The sequence below is a fragment of the Xanthomonas sp. CFBP 8152 genome (assembly GCF_014199025.1).
Lineage (GTDB): Bacteria > Pseudomonadota > Gammaproteobacteria > Xanthomonadales > Xanthomonadaceae > Xanthomonas > Xanthomonas arboricola_B.
Window position 1 is genome coordinate 1,321,739 of record NZ_JACHNO010000001.1, and the last position, 24,480, is coordinate 1,346,218.

A 24,480-nucleotide genomic window follows, 5' to 3' on the forward strand; every position below is an offset into this window, starting at 1 on the left:
AATGCAGATAAAACGTCTCGCTCGAAATCGTGCGATTAACTATTCGGAAATGACTCGTCAGCGCGGTGCAGTCTTATATGTGGCGCTGATCATGTTGGTGCTGCTTGCGCTGATCGGCATTGCAGGAATCCAGGTTTCTGGAATGCAAGAGAAAATGGCAGCCAATTATCGCGCTGTAAACCTTGCTTTCGAGGAGGCCGAGGGCATCGTCAGAAATGCCGAGAATTCAGTTGAAAATATTTCCAATCGAACAACTGCGCCAGCCGGTACCACGAGTTCAGTTGCTGCCGGAGATATCAATCGTGTCTGCGACGATGGTTTTGACCCGATACAGTGGGCGCAGGCACAGACCTCGGCTCGCGCGGTCAATGTCCGCCAGATCGATCAATGTATTCAGGGAGAGGCAAACATCGGCATGGGGCAGCCTGTAGATCCCGCATCTCCTGTTTTCCAGATTACCGGCGTCGCTGCTGACGACGTGAGCAACGCCAGCTCCGAAGCAGCCGTAGACACTATCTTCAAGCTTTGAAGAGAAGCATATGAAATCTCATAGAACGAAAGTAATTCTTGCTTCTGCAGCCGCCGGTGCCGTTGGCCTGGGGTGCTTTATCTATGCGTTGATCGCCGCGCAGGGCCAGGGCGTTCTGGCCCAGGCGCCAATGAATAATCAAGTGCAGACGCCGCCCGCGTTCATCATGGCTGTTGACGATTCGGGGTCGATGACCTTTCAAACCCAGTTTCCAGGGCAGGATGGCCAAGGCTGCTGGAGTACTGCGCAATATACGTTTTTCTCAAGCCCTGGGGTACTCAATACGGAAGATACAAGAAGCGTTGGATGTGGTTACAACCACGTGCTTCCTGGTGTCCGTATCGACGAGAATCGACTAGGTGTTCCTCCGTTGGATAGCCTGGGCTTCGCGCGCTCGGCTGCCTACAATCCAACATATTATGATCCGACGGTCAAATACGAGCCATGGATCAATAATGACGGCACATCATTTCCTCAAGCCGATCCGATGAATACCCGTATTAATCCGCTGCAATCCGCAACCATCGCGTTGGCATCGAATTACATGGGTGAGGATTTCAATAGTAGTTTTCGAATTCAGAACAGAATGGTGTTACCCCGAGGTACAAGTTACAGGCAGCGTTTCAGGGATAATAACAATAATCTCTATTTCGGAGCTGAGACAACGACGACAACTGATGTCACTTGGAATGGTGGTTCGCAGACACTGCTGATAAGGTTTTGGCCTGCAACCTTTTTCGTTCCTTACACGGGTAATAATGATGCTCGGCCAGTCCTTCCCGGCTCTGCCTCCGCGTATGACTCAGTGCCGCGTGAGCGTGTAAGAGATGTATGCGGAACGGGCTGTGATATGTGGAAGTACACGATCGGCACCACTAATACCGTTGCCTTGCAAAACTTCGCAAATTGGTTTTCTTTCTACGGTAATCGCAATAGGGCAATTATCGCGGGTATGACCAGGTCGCTGGCTGATGTCAATAATATGCGTGTTGGATTTTTCCGTATCAATCAGCATACTAGCTATGATGCCGTTACGGACAGGCTGCCGATGCGAAATATGGCAACAGCAAGTGAAAAAACCGCGCTTTACAATTCGATCCTTGCATTGCCTGCGAGCGGTGGCACACCAAATCGCCAAGCGGTAAACGCCGCAGGAGTTCAATTCCAGCGCACAGACAGCGCTGCTCCAGTCCAATTGGCTTGTCAGAAAAATGCCGTAATGCTCTTTACGGACGGCTACAGTAACCAGGATGGGCCGCAGGTCAGTAATGCGCAGGGCGACGGTGGAATGGGAGTTCCATTCGCTGACAGTTACGACAATACTATGGGGGACATCGCTGCAAAGTACTATAATAATGTGAGCGGCGGATCTCCCATTCGGCCGGACCTGGCTTCCGGGCTTGTGCCTGTACCGAGTTCCTGCAGCACTGCGAATGCCAACGTAAGATTGGACTGTCAGAAGAATCTGCACGTAAATTTTTACGGTATCACACTGGGTGCGCGGGGGAACTTATTCGACCCGGATGTGGTGCAGGATGCCTACACCACTCCAGCGATTTACCAGAATTGGCCGCCGCGTGAAAATGACGAAAGAAGCACAGTTGATGACATCTGGCACGCTGCAACCAACACTCGCGGTCAGTACATCAACGCAAGGACTCCGGCTGAAATTACGGCTGCGATGCGGAGAGTTCTCTCTTCGGTGACATCCGGTTCGTCTCCTTCGGGGACACTTGCGCAGAGCGGTGCGCGCATCGGCACTGGCTCGTTCTCAGTAGTGCCCAACTACGAAATCGCCAATGAGGGCACAGATTGGTTTGGCCGTCTTACCGGCTATACCGTTTCTATCAATCCAACGACTCGGGTCGCAGTGACCACCGCAGCGTGGGAGGCAAGTTCACGAATGCCATCTGCCGCGGCGCGCAATGTCTTGGTCAGCAAGGCAGGATCAGTTAGCGCCTTCAATGCGACTAATGTTTCTCTTGCGGATCTTTGCAACAAATCGACGTCGCTGTATCCAGGGATGTCGCTGTGCGCTGAGTCAGACCTTTCCGCGCTGGGGGCGACCGCCGCTACCGCTACCGCGTACTTGCGTGGGGATGCGTCTGGGGAAGTTCGCAGCGGTGGTCGCTTACGCGATCGAACCACTGTGCTTGGCGATATCGTCAATTCGACGCCTGTCATCAGCTCTCCATTGGACGACTATGGTTATCGTAGTCTGTCGGGAGTGCCGGGAAGCACGTACGGCGCTTACTTGGATTCAAAGAAAGCAAATAGAAATTATATGGTTTATGTTGGAGCCAACGATGGCATGTTGCATGGCTTCGATGGAGGAATGAATGCAAGCGGTGTGATGAATTCCAATGGGGGCACGGAGCGATTTGCTTACATTCCTTCAACGGCGATCGGTCATATGGGTAACTTGCTGCTTCCCTACGATCCACTTGATCAAAGCGATCAGGAATTTAATCATCGTTACTATGTTGATGGTCCGCTGACCGTATCGGATGCTTACTATGGTGGATCCTGGAAGACAGCTCTTGTAGGGACTGCGGGTGCGGGTGGACGCAGCGTTTTTGCAATGGACGTTACGACGCCGACAAGTATTTCGACCAGCAGTCGCCTTTGGGAGATCAGCGATCTCGATAGCACACTCTCTGCGGCAGTTCGTAATAATATAGGCTATGTGCTTGGCAAGCCTGTTATCGTTCCAGTTGCTAACGCATCTGGCGTTGTGACATGGAAAGCGATTTTTGGAAATGGCTATAACAGCGCCAGTGGAAAGGCCGTTCTCTTTGTTGTTGATATCAAGGCAGGCGCACCCGCTATTACTATGATCGAAGCGACGGAGAGCGGTGGGGGGGTCGCCGGAAGCAACGGTCTTGGCAACATCGTTGTTGTTGATCGCTGGGGCGGTGCCAACCAAGCTGATCGGGTTCGTGATGGATATGCGGACACTGTTTACGCAGCCGATCAAAAAGGGGCCGTTTGGAAGTTTGATCTTCGTAGCACGGTGACATCTGTTTCCGTGCCGCTTTTCACAAGCCGTACTTCAACCGAGAACGGCTCTACCTATCGTCAGCCGATTACCGGTGGACTCGTTGCTACCGCTGGTGATAACGGCGGTGTCATGCTTTTCTTTGGAACTGGAAGCTTCTCATTTGTAAATGATCCGTTTGATACTGCTATCCAGTCGTTGTATGGCGTCAATGACGTTTCCTCTGGAGCAATTACGAGTGCGTTGACGCGCACCAACCTGCAGGCTAATACAATCTCCAGTTCTGGCGGCACGCGGAGTCTGGTGTTGGGAGCGAGCCCAGCAGGGGGGCGTGGCTGGTATGTCGACTTGCCGGCCGGGGAGCGTATGGTCGGAAATCCGAGCGTCGCGTCGGGCATTGTTTTCATCCCGACCTATGTCCCCAATCCGAACAGCGTGGGCTGTGCTGCTCAGGGGAGCAATTGGCTGTTTGGGCTGAACACTAAGACTGGTGGAGCCGCACTCGACGTGGCTCGCCGTAGCTCGCCGACAGGGTCGTCGTTCGCGTCGGGGACTGCAGCGACGTCGCTGACAACTCAGGGAACTACGCCGGTGAAGGATGTGGGTGTATCCGCCGTTCCACGACTGACGCCGGCAGAGTCTGGTGGAGCGCTGCCGCCAGGTGGAAGTTCCTGTTGGATGGTGGTAAGCGTTGCCGGTGCCGAACCGATGTATGTTCCCTATCCATGTGGGCGCCAATCCTGGAGGCAGGTGCAATGAGATATTTGGTCAGAGTATCGAGTGCATGCAATGGGTTCGCTCCACGGTTGGCTTCGCGAGGCTTCACCCTGATCGAGCTGATGATTGTTGTTGCTGTCGTGGCGATTTTGGCTGCGATCGCCTATCCCAGCTACTCGGAATACGTGCGCAAGTCTCGCCGTGCGCAGGCCAAGGCAGATCTTGTCGAGTATGCGCAGTTGGCTGAGCGGTATCACACGGTGCAGAACACCTATGTGGGCTTTACGCTGCCCAAGAATTTTTCGCCGCGGGAGGGTGGGACCAATGCGTATAACCTTCCATCGCCACAGGTGACTCAGTCCACCTTTGTGATCACTGCGACCCCCACCAACATCCAGTCAGCCGACAAGTGCGGCACTCTAAGCATCGACCAGGCCAGCCGCAAGACCAACTCTAGGGGAGCCTTGTCGGACTGTTGGTGAGGGTGTGTTTCTAGGGATGGTGATGGCTGTTGCAATGCCCCGAAATCTTGCTACAATGCCGACCCCGCCCGAATAGCTCAGCCGGTTAGAGCACTTGACTGTTAATCAGGGGGTCGTTGGTTCGAGTCCAACTTCGGGCGCCAAGATGTTGAAGAGGCCGCGACTAGTCGCGGCCTCTTCGTTTTGGCCGTAGCTCACCGTGCGGGGCATGTGGTTGGTTGCCTGTAGCGAACAGACCGCGTTCGCCCTGAGTTGTTGACAATGACATCTGCCAGACGCTGCGCACGCGTGCAGAGGCTGATCGTGATGTTGGTGCCGCTGTTGCGGCCGTTCGGAAGAAATCGGACAAGCGATCGGCCGGTCGTTCCAGTGATACTGATGTTGTCGCTCGCAGCGTACTGCTCAACCTGCAGGACCGAGTCCGTATCTGCAGGCTGGCCAGTGCGCAGCGGATCCTTAAAAAGGATCCAACCCTGGCTCCAGTCCCTTCCAGATCGACAATTTGCCCCATCACCAGACGGGCAGATGCTGACCGGCAAGCGATGCGTGACAGCCAGGCTTCTGGCCATCGCCAGATGTGCGGTGAGTAAGTGAACCCTTGCCTGTGCTCGCTGCCACTCGATCAAAGCGTTGAAGCTGGGCAGGCCGATGGCTGCCACGATCCCGATGATCGCCATCACGATCACTAGCTGTAGTGCCGTGTACCCTTTTTCGCACGAACGAGTCACTGCTTTCACCGTCCTGCTCCCTGGCTCGGAACAAGCAGTCTCTACGGCGTCTATGGCTCAGGTAAGGTCGGCTCTCACGTGATGACGGGTCAGACTTTTACCGAAGGTGGCCTCCGCCGTTCGTGCAGTCCTCCCCCGAGACCCGCTCCATGACCGACCGTTTTCAGCTCGTATCCCCGTACTCCCCAGCCGGCGATCAGCCTGCCGCCATCGACAAGCTGGTGGCCAGCTTCGAGGCCGGCCTGGCCAAGCAGACCTTGTTGGGTGTGACCGGCTCAGGCAAGACCTACACTATTGCCAACGTGATTCAGCAGGTGCAGAAGCCAACCCTGGTGATGGCGCCGAACAAGACGCTGGCGGCGCAGCTGTACGGTGAGTTCAAGTCGTTTTTTCCGCACAACGCGGTGGAGTACTTCGTCAGCTACTACGATTACTACCAGCCCGAGGCCTATGTGCCGTCGTCGGACACCTTCATCGAGAAGGACAGTTCGATCAACGAGCACATTGAGCAGATGCGTCTGTCGGCGACCAAGACCTTGCTGTCGCGTCGTGATTCGCTGGTGGTGGCCACGGTGTCGGCGATCTACGGCCTGGGCGCGCCGGAAGACTATCTGTCACTGCGCTTGATCCTGTCGGTGGGCGAGCACATCGACCAGCGGCAGTTGATCCGCCATCTCACCGATCTGCAGTACACCCGCAACGAATTCGAGCTGACCCGTGGCGCGTTCCGCGTGCGTGGCGAAGTGCTGGACGTGTTCCCGGCAGAATCCGACACCGAGGCGTTGCGTATCGAGTTGTTCGATGGCGACATCGAGCAGCTGACCCTGTTCGATCCGTTGACCGGCGAAACGCTGCGCAAGCTGCAGCGCTACACCGTGTATCCCAAGACCCATTACGCGACCACGCGCGAGCGCACGCTGAGTGCGGTGGATACGATCAAGGACGAGTTGAAGGAGCGGTTGGAGCAGCTGTATTCGCAGAACAAGCTGGTCGAAGCACAGCGGCTGGCGCAGCGCACCCAGTTCGATCTGGAAATGATGGCCGAAGTCGGCTTCTGCAACGGTATCGAGAACTACTCGCGGCATCTCACCGGCAAAGCGCCTGGCGAGCCGCCGCCGACGTTGTTCGACTACCTGCCGCCGGACGCGTTGCTGGTCATCGACGAGTCGCACGTGACCATTCCGCAGATTGGCGCGATGTACAAGGGCGATCGCTCGCGCAAGGAGACGCTGGTGGAATTCGGCTTCCGCCTGCCGTCGGCACTGGACAACCGGCCGCTGCGTTTCGAGGAATGGGAGGCGCGTTCGCCACGCAGCATCTATGTCTCGGCCACACCGGGTCCCTACGAGCTGCGCGAGTCCGCGGGCGAGATCACCGAGCTGGTGGTGCGCCCGACCGGCCTGATCGATCCGGTGGTCGAGATCCGCCCGGTCGGAACGCAGGTGGACGACCTGATGTCCGAAATCCACGAGCGCATCAAGCTCGGTGATCGCGTGTTGGTGACGACGCTGACCAAGCGCATGTCCGAGAACCTCACCGAGTACCTCGGCGAGCACGGCATTCGCGTGCGCTATCTGCATTCGGATATCGACACGGTGGAGCGCGTGGAGATCATCCGCGACCTGCGCCTGGGCAAGTTCGATGTGCTGGTCGGCATCAATCTCCTGCGAGAAGGCCTGGATATGCCGGAAGTGTCGCTGGTGGCGATCCTGGATGCGGACAAGGAAGGCTTCCTGCGCTCCACCGGCTCGCTGATTCAGACCATCGGCCGCGCCGCGCGCAACCTGCGCGGCAAGGCCATTCTATATGCCGACAAGATGACGCGTTCGATGCAGGCGGCGATCGACGAGACCGACCGCCGCCGCGAGAAGCAGGTCGAGTACAACCTGGAGCATGGCATCACGCCCAAGTCGGTGGCGCGTCCGATCTCCGACATCATGGAAGGTGCGCGCGAGGATGCCGCCGAGAAGAAGGCCGGCAAGGGACGTTCGAAGTCGCGCCAGGTGGCGGAGGAAATGCCCGATTACCGCGCGATGGGGCCTGCTCAGATCGCCGGCAAGCTCAAGAGCCTGGAGCAGCAGATGTACCAGCATGCCAAGGACCTGGAGTTCGAGGCGGCTGCGCAGATCCGCGACCAGATCCAGAAACTGAAAGCTGCCAGCCTGGCATAGGGCAGAGCGACAGCGCGAAAGTTCGAGCGCAGGGAGGGCTTGTGGTGATCCAAACCCTGCGCTAGAATGCGCGCCCTGCACAGCGCAATGCTGACGCAGGAAACGGGCGGTTAGCTCAGCGGTAGAGCACTACCTTGACATGGTAGGGGTCACAGGTTCGAACCCTGTACCGCCCACCACTCCAAGTCCAGGCGGCACGGCGACTTGAGTGGCTTCAACATCGGCAAGCACTGCTGCCACGGATCTCTAAGTGACATGTGCATCAGCTCTTGCAGCTTCCGCACGTTGCTTGTTTGGTTTTCGACGATCGATCACTTGCCTCTATGCATCGCCCAGGCGTGCTGGACGAATTGCGTGCCATGGTCCGGCGTCGCTGCGGCGGAGCGGTGTCCTGGCAAGCCGGGCGCCCTGGGCGGTCCCTGCGTGCGAGATTCCTGGTGTCAAGCCGCGGCATCTGCACGGCGTGCCATTTCGTCGCGGCGCTGGTCGCCGCATCTACGAAGCGGCAGGCAGGCTTTTTACTGCCAGGCGCGCGTGTGGCTCTGGAAGCACATCAGGTGCCAACGGAATTCCACCGGCGCTGATCCATCCCGATCCTCCCCTGGCGTCGAATGCGCGCGCGGTTGTGCCGGCTTCGCCGAAACCGCTTTCTCCATCACACGTCTTGCTTTAGCATCGCCTCCGCGCTGACGAAAAGGAAGGCTGGCGATGGACGAGTATCAGCACACCGTGCTGACCAGGGGCGGGTACCGTGTCGTGGCAATCACCCGGGAAGACACCTATGCGCCCGACGCCGTGGTGGCATATGCCGTCGTGACGGATGCCGGAACTCGGATCACGCCGGATCTTTCCCTGGATCAAGCCAGGGTCTGGATTGACTCGCTCGTCGAGAGCGAGAGTGGTGGACGCAAGTCGGATCTGGTCGATCACAAGCCCGTCGTCCGTCGCTAAGTGCCGTTGAGAAGTAAGCCAAGGAGTAGGGGCGCGTGTCCAAAGCCAAAATAATTGCAATCGCCACCGTGGTGACATTGGTTGTTGGATACGTCCTGTCCGGATATCTGACGCTTCTGCTGTTGCGGCTCGATACCGGGCTGTACGCGTGGGACACCTACTATCGCTACGTCAAGGCGCTGGGCTTGCCGGAGGTGGCGCCTTACGCAACCAAGATCAAGATGTCCGGCATTCTCGGCTTTGGCCTGCCCGCGATCGTCTGGGCCATCACGGTCGTGCTCCTGGTCAAGCCGAAGGCGCGGGCGCTGCATGGCGATGCGCGCTTTGCCGGAGCTGCAGACCTTTCCAAGCACGGTTTGTTCAAGCCGAGCGGCAACGGCATTGTCGTGGGCAAGTTCAACGGCAAACTCGTGCGGCTGAGCGGGCAGCAGTTCGTGATCCTCGCCGCGCCGACACGCTCCGGCAAGGGCGTAGGCGTGGTCATTCCCAACCTGCTTGAGTATCAGGAATCGGTAGTGGTTCTGGACATCAAGCAGGAGAACTTCGACCTCACCAGTGGCTGGCGCGCCAGTCAGGGGCATGAGGTGTTCCTTTTCAATCCCTTTGCCGAGGATCGCCGTACGCATCGCTGGAATCCGCTGACTTACGTGTCCAGCGATCCAGCTTTCCGTGTGTCGGATCTGATGAGCATCGCCGCGATGCTGTATCCGGACGGGTCGGACGACCAGAAGTTCTGGGTCAGTCAGGCGCGTAATGCCTTCATGGCGTTCGCCCTGTATCTGTTCGAAAACCAGGACGAAGAGCTGTCGCTCGGCTTTCCGGGCGGGGCAGGGCCTCCCACGCTCGGCGGCATCTACCGCCTGTCGTCAGGGGACGGCACAGACCTCAAGAAGTACCTCAAGTCGCTGTCCGAGCGCAGATTCCTCAGCGGCAATGCGCGCTCGGCATTCGCCAATATGCTGTCCCAGGCCGATGAGACCTTTGCGTCCATCATGGGTACCCTGAAAGAGCCACTCAACGCATGGATCAACCCGGTCCTGGATGCGGCAACCAGCGCGGACGATTTCCTGCTCACCGATCTGCGCAAGAAGAAGATGACGATCTACATCGGCATCCAGCCCAACAAGCTGGCCGAAAGCCGCCTCATCATCAACCTGCTCTTCAGCCAGATCATCAACCTCAACACCCGCGAACTGCCGAAGTCCAATCCGGAGCTGAAGTACCAATGCCTGCTGTTGATGGACGAATTCACCTCGATCGGCAAAGTCGACATCATCGCCACTGCAGTCGCCTACATGGCGGGCTACAACCTTCGTCTGCTTCCCATCATTCAGAGCATGGCGCAGCTGGATGCGACCTACGGCAAGGACCTGTCGCGCACGATCATCACCAACCACGCGTTGCAGATCCTGTACGCGCCGCGCGAGCAACAGGACGCAAACGACTACTCCGAGATGTTGGGCTACACCACCATCAAGAAGAAGAACGTTACCCGCGGCAGAGAGACCACCCGAAGTGTCTCCGAGGAGCGGCGGGCCCTGATGCTTCCGCAGGAGCTCAAGGCAATGGGCAATGAGAAAGAAGTCTTCCTGTACGAGGGCATCCCGCACCCGGTGCAATGCGACAAGATCCGCTACTACGAAGATCGCTATTTCACCGCGCGTTTGTTGCCCAAGACCGACGTGAAAACGCTGTCTATCAAGTTGTGACCGTCGTCTCATAATTGCTGCGAGGGTGCGCCGGTAATTCTTGACTCATGTGTGCGTTAAGGGCAAAGTGACCCAGAATTCGCGCATTGTTGATTTTTTGTTAAGGGGGCGGCGCCGGACGGGGTCGTACAGGAGTAAGGCTATGGATGGTTCTTCGGCGTATTCATTTTTATCGATCGCGCGTGCACGTGTTGCTGACCGGCCTTTTCCGGCTGGCCCAGGTGGCAGCATGCGCTTGAGCGAGTCATTAGAGGCAGATTCCCTCCGTCACCCGAAGGTGAGCGGGGCCGTTGTGCTGTCCGTCTTAAGCCCGAAATCTCATGAGTTGGAGAAGTCAGAGTGAATCCGATGTATGTGTCCAAGCTGTCACTGGTCTTGGTGGTTGCTGCGTTGGTCGGCGCCTGCGCAACCAAGCCAGCTCCCGATTTTGGTGGACGTTGGAAGCACGTCAATCACTTCGACGAGGCGCCCACTGAAATTCCGCTCTACACCTCCTACACGTATCAGGCTACGCCGATGGACGGCACGTTGAAGACGATGCTGGAGCGGTGGGCCGCGGATTCCAACATGCAGCTGTCCTACAACCTGCCTTCGGATTACACCTTGATCGCCCCGGTTTCCAATATCAGCACCACCAGCGTGCAGCAAGCCGCCACCGAGCTGAGCGCGGTGTACGCGGCACAAGGTGTGTCGGTTTCGGTCTCCGCCAACAAGTTGCTGGTACAGCCGGTGCCGGTATCGTCTGGAGCCAAGCTCTAAGAACCGAACTGCTGATTCGATGCTCTCAGCATTCGGTCGATGAATCTGTTCAAGCCTCCCATGTGCCCGCGCTCGTCGCGGCGATAGTTTCAGGCCTGACAAGGCCCTACGGTGACGGATCTAGACATGTTGCGTAAGAAGGTCAGTGAAAAGGACGGATCTGCCCAAGTGGGTGCGGCCGTCCAGAAAGCGATGAACTACGAGGTCAGCATCGCCGACCTCGCGCGCCGCAGCGAAAAGCGCGCATGGATGGTGGCGACCCTATCGATGCTGGTCACCGTCCTGACGGCGGGCGGCTACTACTACATGTTGCCGCTGAAGGAAAAGGTGCCGTACCTGGTGATGGCTGACGCCTATTCGGGAACCAGCACGATTGCAAAACTCGAGGCGAATTTTGGTGGGCGGACGATCAGTACCAGTGAGGCGTTAGCACGTAGCAATATTGCCCGGTTCATTATTGCCCGCGAATCATTCGATCTTACCATCATCGGTCAGCGCGACTGGAATACTGTGTCGGCAATGGGTGCCACGAACGTTGTCAATGAGTATCGGGCGCTGCACTCCGCGAACAATCCGCTACGGCCCTTGAATACGTACGGAAAGCTGCGTGCCATCCGCATCAATATTTTGAGTATTACGTTGATTGGCGGAAAAGGACAGCCCTACAAAGGGGCGACCGTACGTTTTCAACGGACCGTGTACGACAAAAATTCGACGGTCTCTACGTTGCTTGACAACAAGATCGCGACGATGGGATTTGTCTACCAAGATAATCTGGAGATGAATGACAGCCTGCGAGTCGAAAATCCTCTAGGCTTCCGAGTAACTGATTATCGGGTAGACAACGACTACTCCTCGTTGCCAGCTACTCCTGCCGGTGGCGGCGGGATCAACCCTCAGCCTCAGCCAGCGGCACAGCAGGCTGGTACTGGCATGATCGATCCTAGCGCGGCAAACGCCTCTGGTGCAGTTCAGCAGGCAGGCGTCCCGTTGCAGCAGGGAGCACTTCCGCAGGGTGGCGTGCCTCAACAGCAGGTGCAGCCCGCGTTTCCCGATCAAATGCAGCCGGCAGCTCAGCCTGCGGCGCAGCCCGCGATTCAACCCCAAGGGATGCAGAACAATGTCAATGGAGCGAGTGGTCGATGAAACTTTTTAATCGGTACAGTGCTGCGTTATTTTCAGCACTGCCACTTGCAATATGCGCTTTCTCGGCTGCCGCTCAAGTGGTTCAGGAGTATGAGTATGCCCCGGACCGCATCTACCAGGTACGCACCGGTCTCGGGATTACCACTCAGGTCGAGCTAAGCCCGAACGAAAAGATCCTGGATTACAGCACAGGCTTTACTGGCGGCTGGGAGCTGACGCGTCGCGAGAATGTCTTTTATCTCAAGCCCAAGAATGTCGACGTCGATACGAACATGATGATTCGTACGGCAACGCATTCTTACATTCTTGAACTCAAGGTGGTTGCAACAGACTGGCAGCGCCTCGAGCAGGCAAAGCAGGCTGGCGTTCAATACAAGGTCGTGTTCACCTATCCGAAGGATACAAGCTTCAATAATGTCGAAGACGCGGATACATCGAAGAAAGGCCCGTTGTTGAACGCCAAGATTTTGAAGGATCGGCGTTATTACTACGACTACGACTATGCGACGCGTGCCAAGAAGTCCTGGCTGATTCCAAGCCGCGTCTATGACGACGGCAAGTTCACCTATATCAATATGGATTTGACGCGGTTTCCGACCGGAAATTTCCCGGCAGTTTTTGCCCGCGAAAAGGAACACGCGGAGGATTTTCTCGTCAATACCACGGTGGAGGGCAACACCCTGATCGTGCACGGGACCTATCCTTTCCTGGTGGTTCGCCATGGCGATAACGTCGTCGGTCTGCGAAGGAACAAGCAAAAGTGAACTCGAATATTCCAAACAGCCCTGATGAGCGCTCCCCGAACAATGGCGGGGAAGAGCTACGCAACGGTGAGTACAACGAGCGCAACAATCCTTACTTTGCGCGTCAGCAGGCAGGTGCCGAGCCGGACCTCGACGCCAATGAACCAGTGTTGCGTTCCAGCGACATCAAGCGTCTGAATCGCAAGGCGCTTGTGTTTCTGGCTGCCATTGCCGCGTTATTGATTCTCGTCATCTTCTGGTTGGCGACACAAAGCGGAGAGGATTCTCCCCCGCCGAAACAGCGTACGGAGACGGTGGTTGCGCCAGCGTTGCCGCAGAACATGACTGCGCCGGTGGAAGAGGCGCCGGTTCCGCTAGCCCAGCAACCCAGCTTGCCGCCTCTTCCGCCAATGCCGACCGATGACAGCGAAGAGGTCAGCTCAGCACCGGAGCGTCAGCGCGGCCCGACATTACTGGAGCGTCGTATCCTTGCCGAATCCGCAACAAACGGCACAGCCATGCCTGGGCAAACGGGCGCTCAGCCTGCACCCGGCCAAGAAGAGAGTCCTGTTACGCTGGCTAAGCCGATCAGCAATCCGGATGGCCTGTTGGTACGTGGCACCTACATCCGTTGCATCCTGGAGACACGGATCATTTCCGACTTCGGTGGCTACACCTCGTGTATCGTCACCGAGCCGGTGTACTCGATCAACGGCCACAACCTGCTCTTGCCGAAGGGTTCCAAGATGCTCGGCCAGTACGGCGCCGGAGAGCCGACGACAAGGCGCCTGCAGGTAGTGTGGGATCGCGTCACCACGCCGACCGGACTGGATGTCACGCTGGTCGGCCCTGGTATCGACACGCTCGGTAGCGCTGGCCACCCGGGTGACTACAACGCGCATTGGGGTAACAAGATTGCATCGGCGCTGTTCATCAGCTTGTTGAGCGATGCATTCAAGTATGCGGCTGCTGAATACGGTCCTGAGACAACGACAATCGGTGTGGGCTCGGGAATCATCACCCAGCAGCCTTTCGAAAGTAACACCGCACGCAGCATGCAGCAGCTTGCGGAGCAGGCAGTCGAAAAATCAGGACGTCGTCCTGCCACCCTGACGATCAATCAAGGAACGGTATTGAACGTCTACGTTGCCAAGGACGTCGATTTCTCGGCGGTCCTGCCGAAGTGAATGAACAGCCTGCCATGACGATTGACGATTCCCCGACAGCGCGCATTTCGAATGATTTCCTGGATTACCAGTACTCGGTGCTGGGCATCCTGGACTACCTGAATTCGCCTGACGTGACTGAAATCTGCATCAATCGGCCTGGCGAGCTATATCTTGAAACGATCCACGGATGGCAGCGGGTCGACGTGCCATCCTTGACATATGACCGCGCCCGCCAGTTCTGCACGGCGGTTGTGAACGAAAGCAACACCGGGCAGCGCATTACCGATGCAGATCCCGTGGTCTCGCTGACGTTTCCTACAGGGCAGCGTGCGCAGTTCGTCATGCCGCCTGCGTGCGATGCAGGCAAGGTGTCTATCACCATCCGGCTGCCCTCCAAACACACCAAATCCCTCGAACAATACAAGCACGACGGGTTCTTCGACGAGGTGCTTGAGCAATCGGCAGACGTCAGCGATCACGATCAAGAATTGCTGGAGTTGCGCCGCAAGCGCGATTACGCAGAATTCTTTAAAAAGTGCGTGCTGTACAAGAAGAACGTCGTCGTCGCCGGGGCGACAGGTAGCGGAAAGACCACCTTCATGAAGGCGCTCGTCAATCATATTCCGAGCGAAGAGCGCCTGGTGACGATCGAGGACGCTCGGGAACTGTTCATCAGTCAGCCCAATTCCGTGCACCTGCTGTACTCGAAGGGCGGGCAGAGCGCCAGTAACGTGACAGCAAAAAGCTGCATGGAAGCCTGTTTGCGCATGAAGCCGGATCGCATAATCCTGGCCGAGCTGCGTGGTGATGAGTCGTTCTACTTCATTCGTAACTGCGCATCCGGGCATCCGGGTTCCATTACCAGTTGCCACGCCGGAAGTGTCGAGCAAACGTGGGACCAGTTGGCGTTGATGGTGAAGGCATCGAACGAAGGCTCCGGTCTGGAATTCGAAGTGATCAAGCGCTTGCTGAGAATGACCATCGATATCGTCGTTCACATCAAGGCTCATGCCGGGCGGCGCTTCATCACGGGCATCGATTTCGACCCCCTGAGAACATTGCGCAGCGGCTGAGACATCGATTTTGCAATTGAGGTTGAGCTGTTCTGGAAGGAGAAATGACATGTTGCCTGGCATGGAACTGATGGGGTGCACTGGACTGGCCGTCCCTGGCGAGGTGATGCAGCACGTTGTCCGTGTCGAGTCGTCGCGCAACCCTTACGCCATCGGCGTGGTTGGCGGGCGGCTGGTGCGTGAGCCACGTGGTTTGGCTGAGGCGGTTGCCACCGCCAAGATGCTGGAGCAAAAGGGCTACAACTTTTCCCTGGGACTTGGCCAGGTCAATCGGTACAACCTGCAGAAATACGGCCTGACCACCTATGAAATGGCTTTCGAGAAGTGCCCCAATCTGGTCGCCGCCTCGAGAATCCTTGCTGAGTGCCACTCGCGCTCTGGCGCCAATTGGGGCAAGTCGTTCTCCTGTTATTATTCCGGAAACTTCGAAACCGGCTTCAAGCATGGTTATGTCCAGAAGATCTATGCATCCATTCGTCAGTCGGTAGCATCATCCTCTGGAGCCGAACCCATTTCGGTCGTGCCGACGCGCCAGGTGCAGTTGCGGCCTGCCAATCCGCTCAAGCAGGCAGCCGCCGAATTGGCAGATGCGATCGTGGCGCGTCGTATTCAGGATCTATCTGGAGCGGGCAACACGGTGGCTTCACCGTCGGGGCCTATTCTATCGGCACCTTCAGCACCTTACTCTCTGCCGAGTCGGGCCACCCCCGTGGCTCCTGCAGCGGAGGACGAGTTGTATGTGATAAAGCCGACAGGCCAAGGGCGTGGGGTAGCGTTGCCCGCTGTCGCACCGCAAGCCTCGACGCAGACAGACCAACCCGCAAATCCCGTCTCCGTGCCGCGTGCACCACAGATGGCTCCGCAAGTAGATAGTGCATTTGTTTTTTAGGATGGAAGATCGCCACGGATATGGCTGCTGGACCCCCTCTGTTCCCAAGGAGTTAGACATGAAGTTTGAAATCGACAAGAAGACAATGGCAGATGCCAAGATGGTTGGCACTCAGGCGATGAAGGCACTGGTGTTCATCTCGCTGCTGATGGTGGCAGGTGGCGCGGCGGCTGATGGAAACGATCTCGCAGATACCGATACGCGCGTTTGCGGATTTTTGAACAATGTGACAAAGCTGCTGAATATGGGCTCGATCGCAGTGGTCACCATCGCCGTCATCGTGGCTGGTTACCAGATCGCCTTCGCACACAAGCGCATCTCCGAGGTGTCCCCGATTCTCATCGGTGGGGTGCTGATTGGCGCAGCTGGTCAGATCGCCAACATGATTCTGCAAAACAACGGCTCGGATTCGGGCGAATGCTCCACGATCACAGGTTCGTTGGTGCAGGTCGCTCAGTACTATGCATAAAGACGTGCTCTTCCGCGGATGCACCCGTCCGGCGATGTTTTTGGGGGTGCCCTATATCCCCTTCTTCATCGGCGCGGGCGGTGGCCTGCTGTTGGGGATGTACATCAATCTTTGGTACCTGTTGACCATCCCGGTCATCATCTTCGGCATGCAACAGATGGCCAAGCGTGACGAGATGATCTTCAGGTTGCTCGGATTGCGCTGGCTGTTTCGAATGCGTGCTCGAAACATCCAGCGTTATTCTGGGATGTGGGTGTTCACTCCAAATGAGTATCGCAAGGGTCCTCCGGGAAAACCTCGATGAGTATGTGAACCGATGAACCAACCCCACGCGTGCAACCTGCGTGGGGTTGGTGTTTGCGATGGTCATGTTGGTGTGACGCTTCCCTTTTAAATTGGTACGACCATGTTCAGTCCAGACAGTCCGATCAGTGAGTTCATCTCCATTTCAACCCATGTGGCGCCGTCCGTCGTCAAGACGACCGGTGGTGACTACCTGTTGATCTGGCACCTGGCTGGCTTGCCGTTCGTGGGGCGGGACGAGTTCGAGCTCGAGCAGCGACACAACACGTTCAATCGTTTACTACAAACGCTGCGTGCACCTGATTTTGCCAACATCGCATTCTGGGTACACGATGTTCGCCGTAGGCGCAGGATTGGGACTGGCGGGCGCTTCAAGCAGGGGTTCAATCAGAACCTGTCCGACGAGTATTACACTGCATTGTCGTCGCAAAAGATCATGCAGAACGAACTATATTTCAGCATGATTTATCGGCCGGTTGTGACGGGTCGCCGTTTGGTTGAAAAGTCTGCCGATCCCGAAAGGCTGCGTGTGGAGGAAGAGCAAGCTGTTTCCAAGATCGTTGAGCTTGCTACTAACGTTGAAGCGGTTCTGAAAGATTATTCGCCATATCGTCTTGGAATGTATGAGGCCAAGAATGGCGTGGTGTTCTCCGAGACCTTGGAATTTCTCGGTTATTTACTTAATCGCATTGACGAACCGGTGCCGGTACTGCAAGCCCCGGTGCCTGCGTACCTGCCCGTCAGCAAGCATATGTTCGCCAACAAGACAGGCGACTTCGTCGTCCGGACCCCGGATGGCATCAATCACTTCGGCGCGATCCTTAATATCAAGGAGTACGCCGATGGAACCTATCCCGGCATTCTCAACGGTCTGAAGTATCTCGATTTCGAGTATGTCATGACGCATTCCTTCAGCCCGGTCGGCCGCCACGACGCGCTGAAGGTGCTGGAACGCACCAAGGGCATGATGATTTCGTCGGGCGACAAATCCTCCAGCCAGATCCGCGACCTGGACCTGGCGATGGATGACGTGGCCTCCGGCAATTTTGTGTTGGGCGAGTACCACTTCACCCTAGCGGTGTATGCCGACAGCCAGGAGAAGTTGGCAAGGCAGATCGCGACGACGCGCGCAGAGCTCTCCAATGCCGGCTTCGTCTCGGCCAAGGAAGATCTGGCGATCGCCTCGTCGTTCTATGCGCAGCTGCCGGGTAACTGGCGCTTCCGCACGCGTATCGCCAACTTGAGTTCGCTCAACTTCCTCGGTTTGTCGCCGTTGCATAACTTTGCCCAGGGTAAGCAGCACAACAACCCTTGGGGCGACTGTGTCACCACCCTGCAGACCACCAACGGCCAGCCGTATTATTTCAATTTCCACGCGACCCACCCGGCCGAGAACTCCCTGGGTGAGAAGGCGATCGGCAATACGATGGTGATCGGCAAGTCCGGTACCGGCAAGACGGCGCTGATCAACTTCCTGTTGAGCCAGGTGCAGAAGTTCGATCCGATCCCGACGATCTTCTTCTTCGACAAGGATCGCGGCGCGGAGATCTTCGTACGTGCCTGTGGCGGGAACTACCTGGCGCTGGAGAATGGCTCCCCGACCGGCTTTAACCCGTTCCAGTGCGAGCGCAATGAGGCCAACACCCAATTCCTTGCCGAATTGATCAAGGTGCTCGGTGGCAAGCCCGAATACAGCGCACGCGAGGAGGAAGACATCTACCGCGCGGTGGAAGGCATGCTGGACACGCCGATGCATCTGCGCAGCATGAGCAACTTCCGCAAGAGCCTGCCGAACATGGGCGACGACGGGCTGTATGCGCGCCTGCGTCGCTGGACCGCCGGCAATTCGCTGGGCTGGGTGTTCGATAACCCGGTGGACACCATCGACCTGACGCGTGCGTCGATCATCGGCTTCGACTATACCGACGTGATCGACAACGCCGAAGTGCGCGTGCCGGTGATCAACTATCTGCTGCACCGCCTGGAGGCGCTGATCGACGGGCGTCCGCTGATCTACGTGATGGACGAATTCTGGAAGATCCTGGACGGCAAGGGTGGCCTGAAGGAGTTCGCCAAGAACAAGCAGAAGACCATCCGTAAACAGAACGGCCTGGGCATCTTCGCGACCCAGAGCCCGGAAGACGCCCTGGCCAGCGACATCGCCGCGGCGCTGATCGAGCAGACCGCCACGATGGTGCTGCTGCCCAACCCCAACGCCAGTCGTGACGACTACATCGAAGGCCTCAAGCTGACCGATGCCGAGTACCAGGTGGTCGTCTCGCTCGACGAGCGCTCGCGCTGCTTCCTGGTCAAGCAAGGCCATGCCTCTGCGGTGTGCCAGCTCAACCTGCGTGGTATGGACGACGCACTGGCGGTCATTTCGTCCTCGACCGACAACATCGAGATCATGCATCAGATTCTGTCGCGCAAAGCCGATAAGTTAGGCGTGAGTGTTGACCAACTAACTCCGGAGCAGTGGCTGGAGGACTTCTATGCCAACCGCAAGGGTTCGGGCAAGCGCAAGTCGGTCAAGGACAAGGAAGTTGAAGATGCGTAACTCCGATATCAATCAATATATTCACCCGGCAATATATCCATCTGTGTCACAGGAGGCGAAAAACACCATGACAACCAAGTTCAGACATTTTTCTCGGGTATTGACGGGACTAGTGCTGCTCTGCATGGCCGGAGCCGCCAGTGCGCAGTGGGAAGTGATCGACAACAAGCTCAATACAACGACCGAAAAGATGCTTGAGAATCAGAAGGTCGGCAAGGGTGAAGGCGAAGAGTCGAGTGGCAAGGAGGTCGAAAAGCCGAAGGAGGCGCTAAAGAAGGTGGCTGACGACTTTGGTGTTTCGGGGTGTGCGTCCTCCACGTCTGGCACGCCGGTGTCCAGCGTGCAGAAGCAGGTCTGTGAGTTGACCCAGCGCACGCGCAATGCGCAATACAACTACATGGTGGCGATGAATGAGATCACCACCGAGCGACTGAAGCGTCTGCGTAAACTGGAGAAGGATCGAGCTGGGATCAAGGACGGGCAAATTGGCTTGCTGGACAGCAACACCAATAAGCTGCTGGCGTTGAAGGCGATGATGGATATCGACCGTCAGCAGATGGAGTCGGCGATGTTTGCCTACGACAGGCGTCTGGCCTATTTAACCGACAAGCAGACTGGTGCGGCGTTGGCAGCGATGAGTGGCACCAAGCCACCGGATCCGGAGGGCGAATCCTCCTGGTGGTCTCAAATCACTGGCGATTTGTGGAGTCTTGGCAAGACGGCCATCGCTGGCGCGGCGATGAAGGGTGCATTCGAGACCATCAAGAGCAAAGAGCCTGACGGCTACCGGCAATTGGCAATCGACAAGGATTGATGCGCACTCACTGTGGTGGAGCGTGTAGGCAATGGACTCAACTTCGGGCAGTAGCTGCCCACGGCGTAGCCGTCTCAGTGGATGTGGTGACATATGAAACTCAGTGATTTCTTGACGAACATCGCCAACTACGAATTTTTTCGTCTGATCAATAAGTACCTACGCGACGAGATCGCGATTTTCCAGTGGGAATTGTTGACGCGGACGACGGCCTGGGTAGGCATGGTGGCGTTGACGGTGCTGACGCTATGGATCTTGATCCAGGGCTACCGCCTAGCGACGGGCCAATCTCGTGAAGCCGCGATGGGCCTAGTGGTCACAGCGCTGCGCGCTGCGCTGATCATCGGGTTGGCGACGAGCATGGCCAAGGGCTCGCCGCAACTTTACTGGAGCTTGACCGACGGGATCAGCGCAGCGATCACCAAGACGGTGACCGGCGACTCGGACAGCCCGTACGAGGCGATCGACAAGAACCTGATGTTGATGCAGATGGCGCTGGCTGGGTTGGATCAGATCAAGACAGGCGGCGATAAAGAAAGCGAAGACGCCAAGAACCGGGCGCGCTGGTTCACTGGTATCGGCATGGCCGGCCCCGGCGTGGTGGCAGGCTCGATGCTGTTGTTGAACAAACTGGCGATGGCGCTGGTGGTGGGCTTTGGACCACTCTTCATCCTGTGCCTGCTGTTCCAGGCGACCAAGTCGCTGTTCAGCAAATGGCTGCTATACGGATTAGGCACCATGTTTTCATTGTCTGTGCTGACCTTTACCGTGAGCTTGGCGACCAAGGTGGTTGGAGCGGTGGGTGTGGCGTTTCTTGCGAAGTGGGCACTTAACGGCGGCAACGGCGAAGGCATCAGCAGCATGGCGCTGCAGCAAGGAGGACTGGGCTTGGTGTTGACCACATTGATCATCACGGCACCACCGATGGCAGCAGCCTTCTTCCAGGGCACGCTGGGCCAGTTCACGGCCTACTCGGCGCTGGGGCAGTTGGATCGTGCGAGCCAGGAAGGTGGAGCAGGGCGGCCTTATGTGCCTGGTGCACCTAATGCTTCAGATGAACGTAAGGACGCACGTATCGCGTCTCAACATACTGTACATAATGCTCCAACTGATCCGGGACATACTCCCTTAACGACCGGATCAAAAGGTGCGCATTCTGATCGAATAAAAACCTGAATTACGAGGTAAATATATGAAGAAAAATATGCGGGCGATTCCTCTGTGCCTTGCCTTTATCTCGTTTGGATTATTTGCGCAAACGGCTTGCCCGGTTGGCGTAGCCCCGGGTAGCCCACAGTGCGGGCCAGATTCAGGAACATCGAGAGGGGATAGCCCTCTGCCTCCACCTCGAACGACTGGCGAGTGGATTAAAACGTGGGGTGCCATTGCCAGCTCAGCTAGTCAGGGGGAATCATGGACATCGCTTGGTAAAACATCGAGGGCGGATGCTGAAAGCGAGGCGGTTAATCAATGTGAGGTGGCTGGTTTATCAGATTGTAAATTGACATTATCTTATCAAAACCAATGCGTCTCAATGGCATCTCCTCCCGGTGCTGGCGAAAGTTCGGTCGTTAGTGGGAAGACTAAAGAAATAACTAGCCGGCAGGCATTGAATGTTTGTGAAAAGATAAATAAGCAATCTTGCAGCGTAGTTTATTCGGCTTGCACAGCTCCTATATTTAAAAAATATTAGAAATAAAGATTTCCCCTTCGAAATTTGGTTGCGATTTTTTTTGTAGCAATGGTGGTGGGGCGTTTATTATAAAATAGGGCTATCATTTTTATGAATTTTGTAAATTCAAATAAAAAGAAATTTCATTGGGTTGCCAAGTCATGGATCGGTGTGTCTAAGATTTCAGTGATTTTAATTTTTTTTATGATGGCCATTGGATGCAAACCTCAAAGTGCTGCGTCTACTGAAGATCTTCATGCCGTTCCCCATGACGATTCAATTAAGCAAGGTGTGGGTGGACGTAGTGCAGGTGCCATCGTTCCCGCTATTGAGTTTAGTAGTAGTAGCTCGATGAATCCTGAAGAGCTTAAATCTATCGCGAAAGAAGTGATGGACTCGGCTTACGGCGCTAAAAATTTTGACGCGACGCATAGTTGCTGGAAATATTCATTTCAAGCAGGCAGTGAATCGCTGGATTACTGCATGATTGGTGCTGTCTCTAAGGTGTCCAGCGATGCCGATGGGGTCAAGGTCTACGTGCAGTCGCACAGCGATCCGCAGGCTGAGATCTATTCACAAGTTGACCCTGGCCTGGAAGGGTTATTTTTTGTTGGGCTGGATGCTGACAAGAAGGTGACAGTGCTTGCCTCGAAGCCGGCAATCGATATGGGGCAAGCTGGGGATTGCGGTTGTCTCGATGCCAAGGTGATTCAAGTCGGGCCTGCTCGGTATGGCTGGTTGTCGACCACCGGCGGCGTTTGGCAAGGGGTGCAAGTGACGCGTTACTCACTCCAGGTTCCCGTGGGTAGCGAGATTCGTGACGTTTCGGGCATTCCGCGCGTCAGCGAGAACACCCCGGACGAGAGGATCGATCTCAACGTCAAGAGCGATGGGAAAGTGGCTGCCGGCATGTATCCACTGGAAATTACACGCAAGCGTGGCGACAATGTGCTGGAAACACGGTTGGTGTCTTACGACGAAGCGAAAGGAATCTACCCCTGGAGTCCTTGAGTCAACGCATGAATTCTGATTAAGGAGAATGTCGCATGGCGAGGATCGACGATAGATGGGCTGAGCATCGGAAAGAGCTTGAAGATGCGGCGCATGCCGCGGGCATCGACCCGCGTGTGATGGTCAAGATTGCCGGATTTGAATCCGGATTCAATCCGGAAGCGCGGCCAGTTGCGATTACGCATCCTGAGAACAACACGGTCAAGCAGTTCGACGGGACGATGGCGATCTCGTCAGCGTACGGGTATGGCCAATTTCTCAATGGTACCTGGCAACAGATGATCAACACCTACGGTGAAAAGTATGGTGTTGAAAACGCTGCCGATCTTACTCGCACGCAGGCGAATGCGCCCGAGCTTCGTCAGGATACGCGTCTGCAGGCTGCGATGTTGGCTGAGTTTACGCGTGAGAATATCGTTCGCGCTGCAGAGTATGGTGGCAAGGATGTAGCAGCAAATGTCTATGCAATGCATAACCTTGGCACAGGTGACGGTCCCAAGTTTTTACAGGCAGTGCACGACAATCCAGATGGAAAAGTAAACAGTGTGCTGAGTGCGGCGGTTATCAAGGGCAATTCTTCCCTTTATGGGGATGGCAACATCACCAATGCCCAAGCATATGCGGCGATGGGCCGCAAGATGGACCAATATGCGGTCTATGCGGACAGCGTAGGTAATAGCCTGTCAGATCGTACGCCGACAGAAACCATTCAAAGAACTGCGGTCAAGCAGTCGGGCGAGGGTGCTCCTTCCAGGCATCATGCTGGTTTTTCATCACATGACGGCCATCTTGAGCAAGGCGAGCGCGGCCAGTCCGTCAAGCAATTGCAAAGCCAGCTCGCCCAACTCGGCGCCACAGGCCGCGACGGCAAGCCGTTGCAAGCCGATGGTGACTTTGGTGGAAACACTATGCATGCCGTGCAGCATTTCCAGCGCGAGCATGGGTTGCAGGTGGATGGTGTGGTCGGTCAACGCACGCAGGCCGCATTGGGCCAGGCGCTGTCGCAGCACACGGCCAAACACGCCGAGCAGTCAGCACTGCAAGCTGCACCGGCCGGCATCCCTCTGCTGTCCGATCCGCGCCATCCAGACAATGCAATGTACAACGGCGCAGTGAGCAAGCTGGAGGTACTTGGCGAGCGTGGCGGTTTTGCCAACCGGCAAGAACTCCAGCAAGCGGCCGGCCAGATCGTGTTCGAGGCCAAAGTCAGCGGTATGCAACGCATCGACCATGTGGTTCCCAACAAGAGCGGAGACGGCTTCTTCGCAGTACAAGGCGAGATGACCGACCCGGCGATGCAACGGGTCTTTGTGGATCGCGCGCAGGCGCAGAATCAGCCATTGGAACACAGTAGCCGACAAGCGGTTGAAGAAAGTCAGCGTCAGTCACAGCAAACACAAGTACAAGAAGCCGATACGCGCAGCCGAACGCTCTAGCTAGAACGTGCTCCGGCTTACCCGATGGCCTTGGCTTTGCCAAGGCCATCGTCTTTTTGGCTCTTCTGTTCGCTCACCGAGCGCGTAGAGCGGTCGCTGTCGAGACGTTTTGCATATACCCATGTTCCAATATTCATTTATTATTAATTTTAAG

Annotated in this window: 21 protein-coding genes and 2 tRNA genes; 22 read left to right on the forward strand and 1 reads right to left on the reverse strand. The window is 56.5% G+C overall.

Annotated elements, in window-relative coordinates; all coding sequences use genetic code 11:
• The first annotated feature begins 1 nt into the window (after position 1).
• The 4 genes from FHT09_RS05580 (at position 2) to FHT09_RS05595 (ending at position 4,869) form a co-directional block, all read left to right on the forward strand.
• Positions 2–529 (forward strand): PilX N-terminal domain-containing pilus assembly protein, encoded by a 528-nt coding sequence (locus FHT09_RS05580; RefSeq protein ID WP_104606040.1) that lies wholly within the window; start codon positions 2–4, stop codon positions 527–529.
• A 10-nt stretch (positions 530–539) separates the two neighbouring features.
• Complete coding sequence (locus FHT09_RS05585; RefSeq protein WP_104606041.1) at positions 540–4,286, forward strand: PilC/PilY family type IV pilus protein; 3,747 nt, start codon at positions 540–542, stop codon at positions 4,284–4,286.
• Positions 4,283–4,726, forward strand: coding sequence for a type IV pilin protein (locus FHT09_RS05590; RefSeq protein WP_104606042.1), 444 nt, complete (start codon positions 4,283–4,285; stop codon positions 4,724–4,726). Before FHT09_RS05585 ends, FHT09_RS05590 begins: the two co-directional genes overlap by 4 nt.
• Before the next feature lie 66 nt (positions 4,727–4,792).
• Positions 4,793–4,869 (forward strand) — tRNA-Asn (locus FHT09_RS05595).
• Between the two features lie 51 nt (positions 4,870–4,920).
• On the opposite strand, the gene FHT09_RS05600 is transcribed toward FHT09_RS05595, so the two are convergent.
• Positions 4,921–5,463 (reverse strand): GspH/FimT family pseudopilin, encoded by a 543-nt coding sequence (locus FHT09_RS05600; protein ID WP_026064032.1) that lies wholly within the window; start codon positions 5,461–5,463, stop codon positions 4,921–4,923.
• Positions 5,464–5,603: 140 nt separating this feature from the next.
• Here FHT09_RS05600 and uvrB point away from each other — a divergent pair, with 140 nt between their 5' ends.
• The 18 genes from uvrB to FHT09_RS05690 all read left to right on the forward strand — a co-directional run bounded on the left by uvrB (position 5,604) and on the right by FHT09_RS05690 (position 24,326).
• Positions 5,604–7,625, forward strand: a complete 2,022-nt coding sequence (gene uvrB, locus FHT09_RS05605; protein ID WP_046343303.1) for an excinuclease ABC subunit UvrB — start codon at positions 5,604–5,606, stop codon at positions 7,623–7,625.
• A 104-nt stretch (positions 7,626–7,729) separates the two neighbouring features.
• Positions 7,730–7,804 (forward strand) — tRNA-Val (locus FHT09_RS05610).
• Between the two features lie 529 nt (positions 7,805–8,333).
• Complete coding sequence (locus FHT09_RS05615; protein ID WP_016901079.1) at positions 8,334–8,576, forward strand: hypothetical protein; 243 nt, start codon at positions 8,334–8,336, stop codon at positions 8,574–8,576.
• Between the two features lie 35 nt (positions 8,577–8,611).
• Positions 8,612–10,285 (forward strand): type IV secretory system conjugative DNA transfer family protein, encoded by a 1,674-nt coding sequence (locus tag FHT09_RS05620; RefSeq protein ID WP_104606043.1) that lies wholly within the window; start codon positions 8,612–8,614, stop codon positions 10,283–10,285.
• Between the two features lie 348 nt (positions 10,286–10,633).
• Positions 10,634–11,044: a TcpQ domain-containing protein gene (locus tag FHT09_RS05625; protein ID WP_024937947.1), complete on the forward strand. Its 411-nt coding sequence runs from the start codon at positions 10,634–10,636 to the stop codon at positions 11,042–11,044.
• A 126-nt stretch (positions 11,045–11,170) separates the two neighbouring features.
• Positions 11,171–12,190 (forward strand): type IV secretion system protein, encoded by a 1,020-nt coding sequence (locus FHT09_RS05630; RefSeq protein ID WP_166774542.1) that lies wholly within the window; start codon positions 11,171–11,173, stop codon positions 12,188–12,190.
• Positions 12,187–12,954 (forward strand): TrbG/VirB9 family P-type conjugative transfer protein, encoded by a 768-nt coding sequence (locus FHT09_RS05635; protein ID WP_039516403.1) that lies wholly within the window; start codon positions 12,187–12,189, stop codon positions 12,952–12,954. Before FHT09_RS05630 ends, FHT09_RS05635 begins: the two co-directional genes overlap by 4 nt.
• Positions 12,951–14,120 (forward strand): TrbI/VirB10 family protein, encoded by a 1,170-nt coding sequence (locus tag FHT09_RS05640; protein WP_104606045.1) that lies wholly within the window; start codon positions 12,951–12,953, stop codon positions 14,118–14,120. The genes FHT09_RS05635 and FHT09_RS05640 overlap by 4 nt, the downstream gene beginning before the upstream one ends.
• Before the next feature lie 14 nt (positions 14,121–14,134).
• Positions 14,135–15,175: a P-type DNA transfer ATPase VirB11 gene (virB11, locus tag FHT09_RS05645; RefSeq protein ID WP_166774543.1), complete on the forward strand. Its 1,041-nt coding sequence runs from the start codon at positions 14,135–14,137 to the stop codon at positions 15,173–15,175.
• A gap of 61 nt (positions 15,176–15,236) precedes the next feature.
• Entirely contained in the window at positions 15,237–16,064 is an 828-nt protein-coding gene (locus FHT09_RS05650; protein WP_166774779.1) for a lytic transglycosylase domain-containing protein, read from the forward strand.
• 58 nt (positions 16,065–16,122) lie between these two features.
• Entirely contained in the window at positions 16,123–16,533 is a 411-nt protein-coding gene (locus FHT09_RS05655; protein ID WP_104606048.1) for a TrbC/VirB2 family protein, read from the forward strand.
• On the forward strand, positions 16,526–16,837 hold the full coding sequence (locus FHT09_RS05660; RefSeq protein ID WP_104533768.1) for a VirB3 family type IV secretion system protein: 312 nt from the start codon (positions 16,526–16,528) through the stop codon (positions 16,835–16,837). The genes FHT09_RS05655 and FHT09_RS05660 overlap by 8 nt, the downstream gene beginning before the upstream one ends.
• Positions 16,838–16,939: 102 nt before the next feature.
• Positions 16,940–19,393 (forward strand): VirB4 family type IV secretion/conjugal transfer ATPase, encoded by a 2,454-nt coding sequence (locus tag FHT09_RS05665; RefSeq protein ID WP_166774544.1) that lies wholly within the window; start codon positions 16,940–16,942, stop codon positions 19,391–19,393.
• On the forward strand, positions 19,386–20,207 hold the full coding sequence (locus tag FHT09_RS05670) for a hypothetical protein (protein WP_181141489.1): 822 nt from the start codon (positions 19,386–19,388) through the stop codon (positions 20,205–20,207). Before FHT09_RS05665 ends, FHT09_RS05670 begins: the two co-directional genes overlap by 8 nt.
• A 93-nt stretch (positions 20,208–20,300) precedes the next feature.
• Complete coding sequence (locus tag FHT09_RS05675; protein ID WP_260283636.1) at positions 20,301–21,383, forward strand: type IV secretion system protein; 1,083 nt, start codon at positions 20,301–20,303, stop codon at positions 21,381–21,383.
• Between the two features lie 28 nt (positions 21,384–21,411).
• Positions 21,412–21,900: a DUF4189 domain-containing protein gene (locus FHT09_RS05680; RefSeq protein WP_104607584.1), complete on the forward strand. Its 489-nt coding sequence runs from the start codon at positions 21,412–21,414 to the stop codon at positions 21,898–21,900.
• Between the two features lie 90 nt (positions 21,901–21,990).
• Positions 21,991–22,890: a hypothetical protein gene (locus FHT09_RS05685; protein WP_258077311.1), complete on the forward strand. Its 900-nt coding sequence runs from the start codon at positions 21,991–21,993 to the stop codon at positions 22,888–22,890.
• 35 nt (positions 22,891–22,925) lie between these two features.
• The gene (locus FHT09_RS05690) at positions 22,926–24,326 is read left to right on the forward strand and encodes a peptidoglycan-binding protein (RefSeq protein ID WP_258077312.1); all 1,401 of its coding nucleotides are present in this window, start codon (positions 22,926–22,928) and stop codon (positions 24,324–24,326) included.
• Positions 24,327–24,480: the final 154 nt, after the last annotated feature.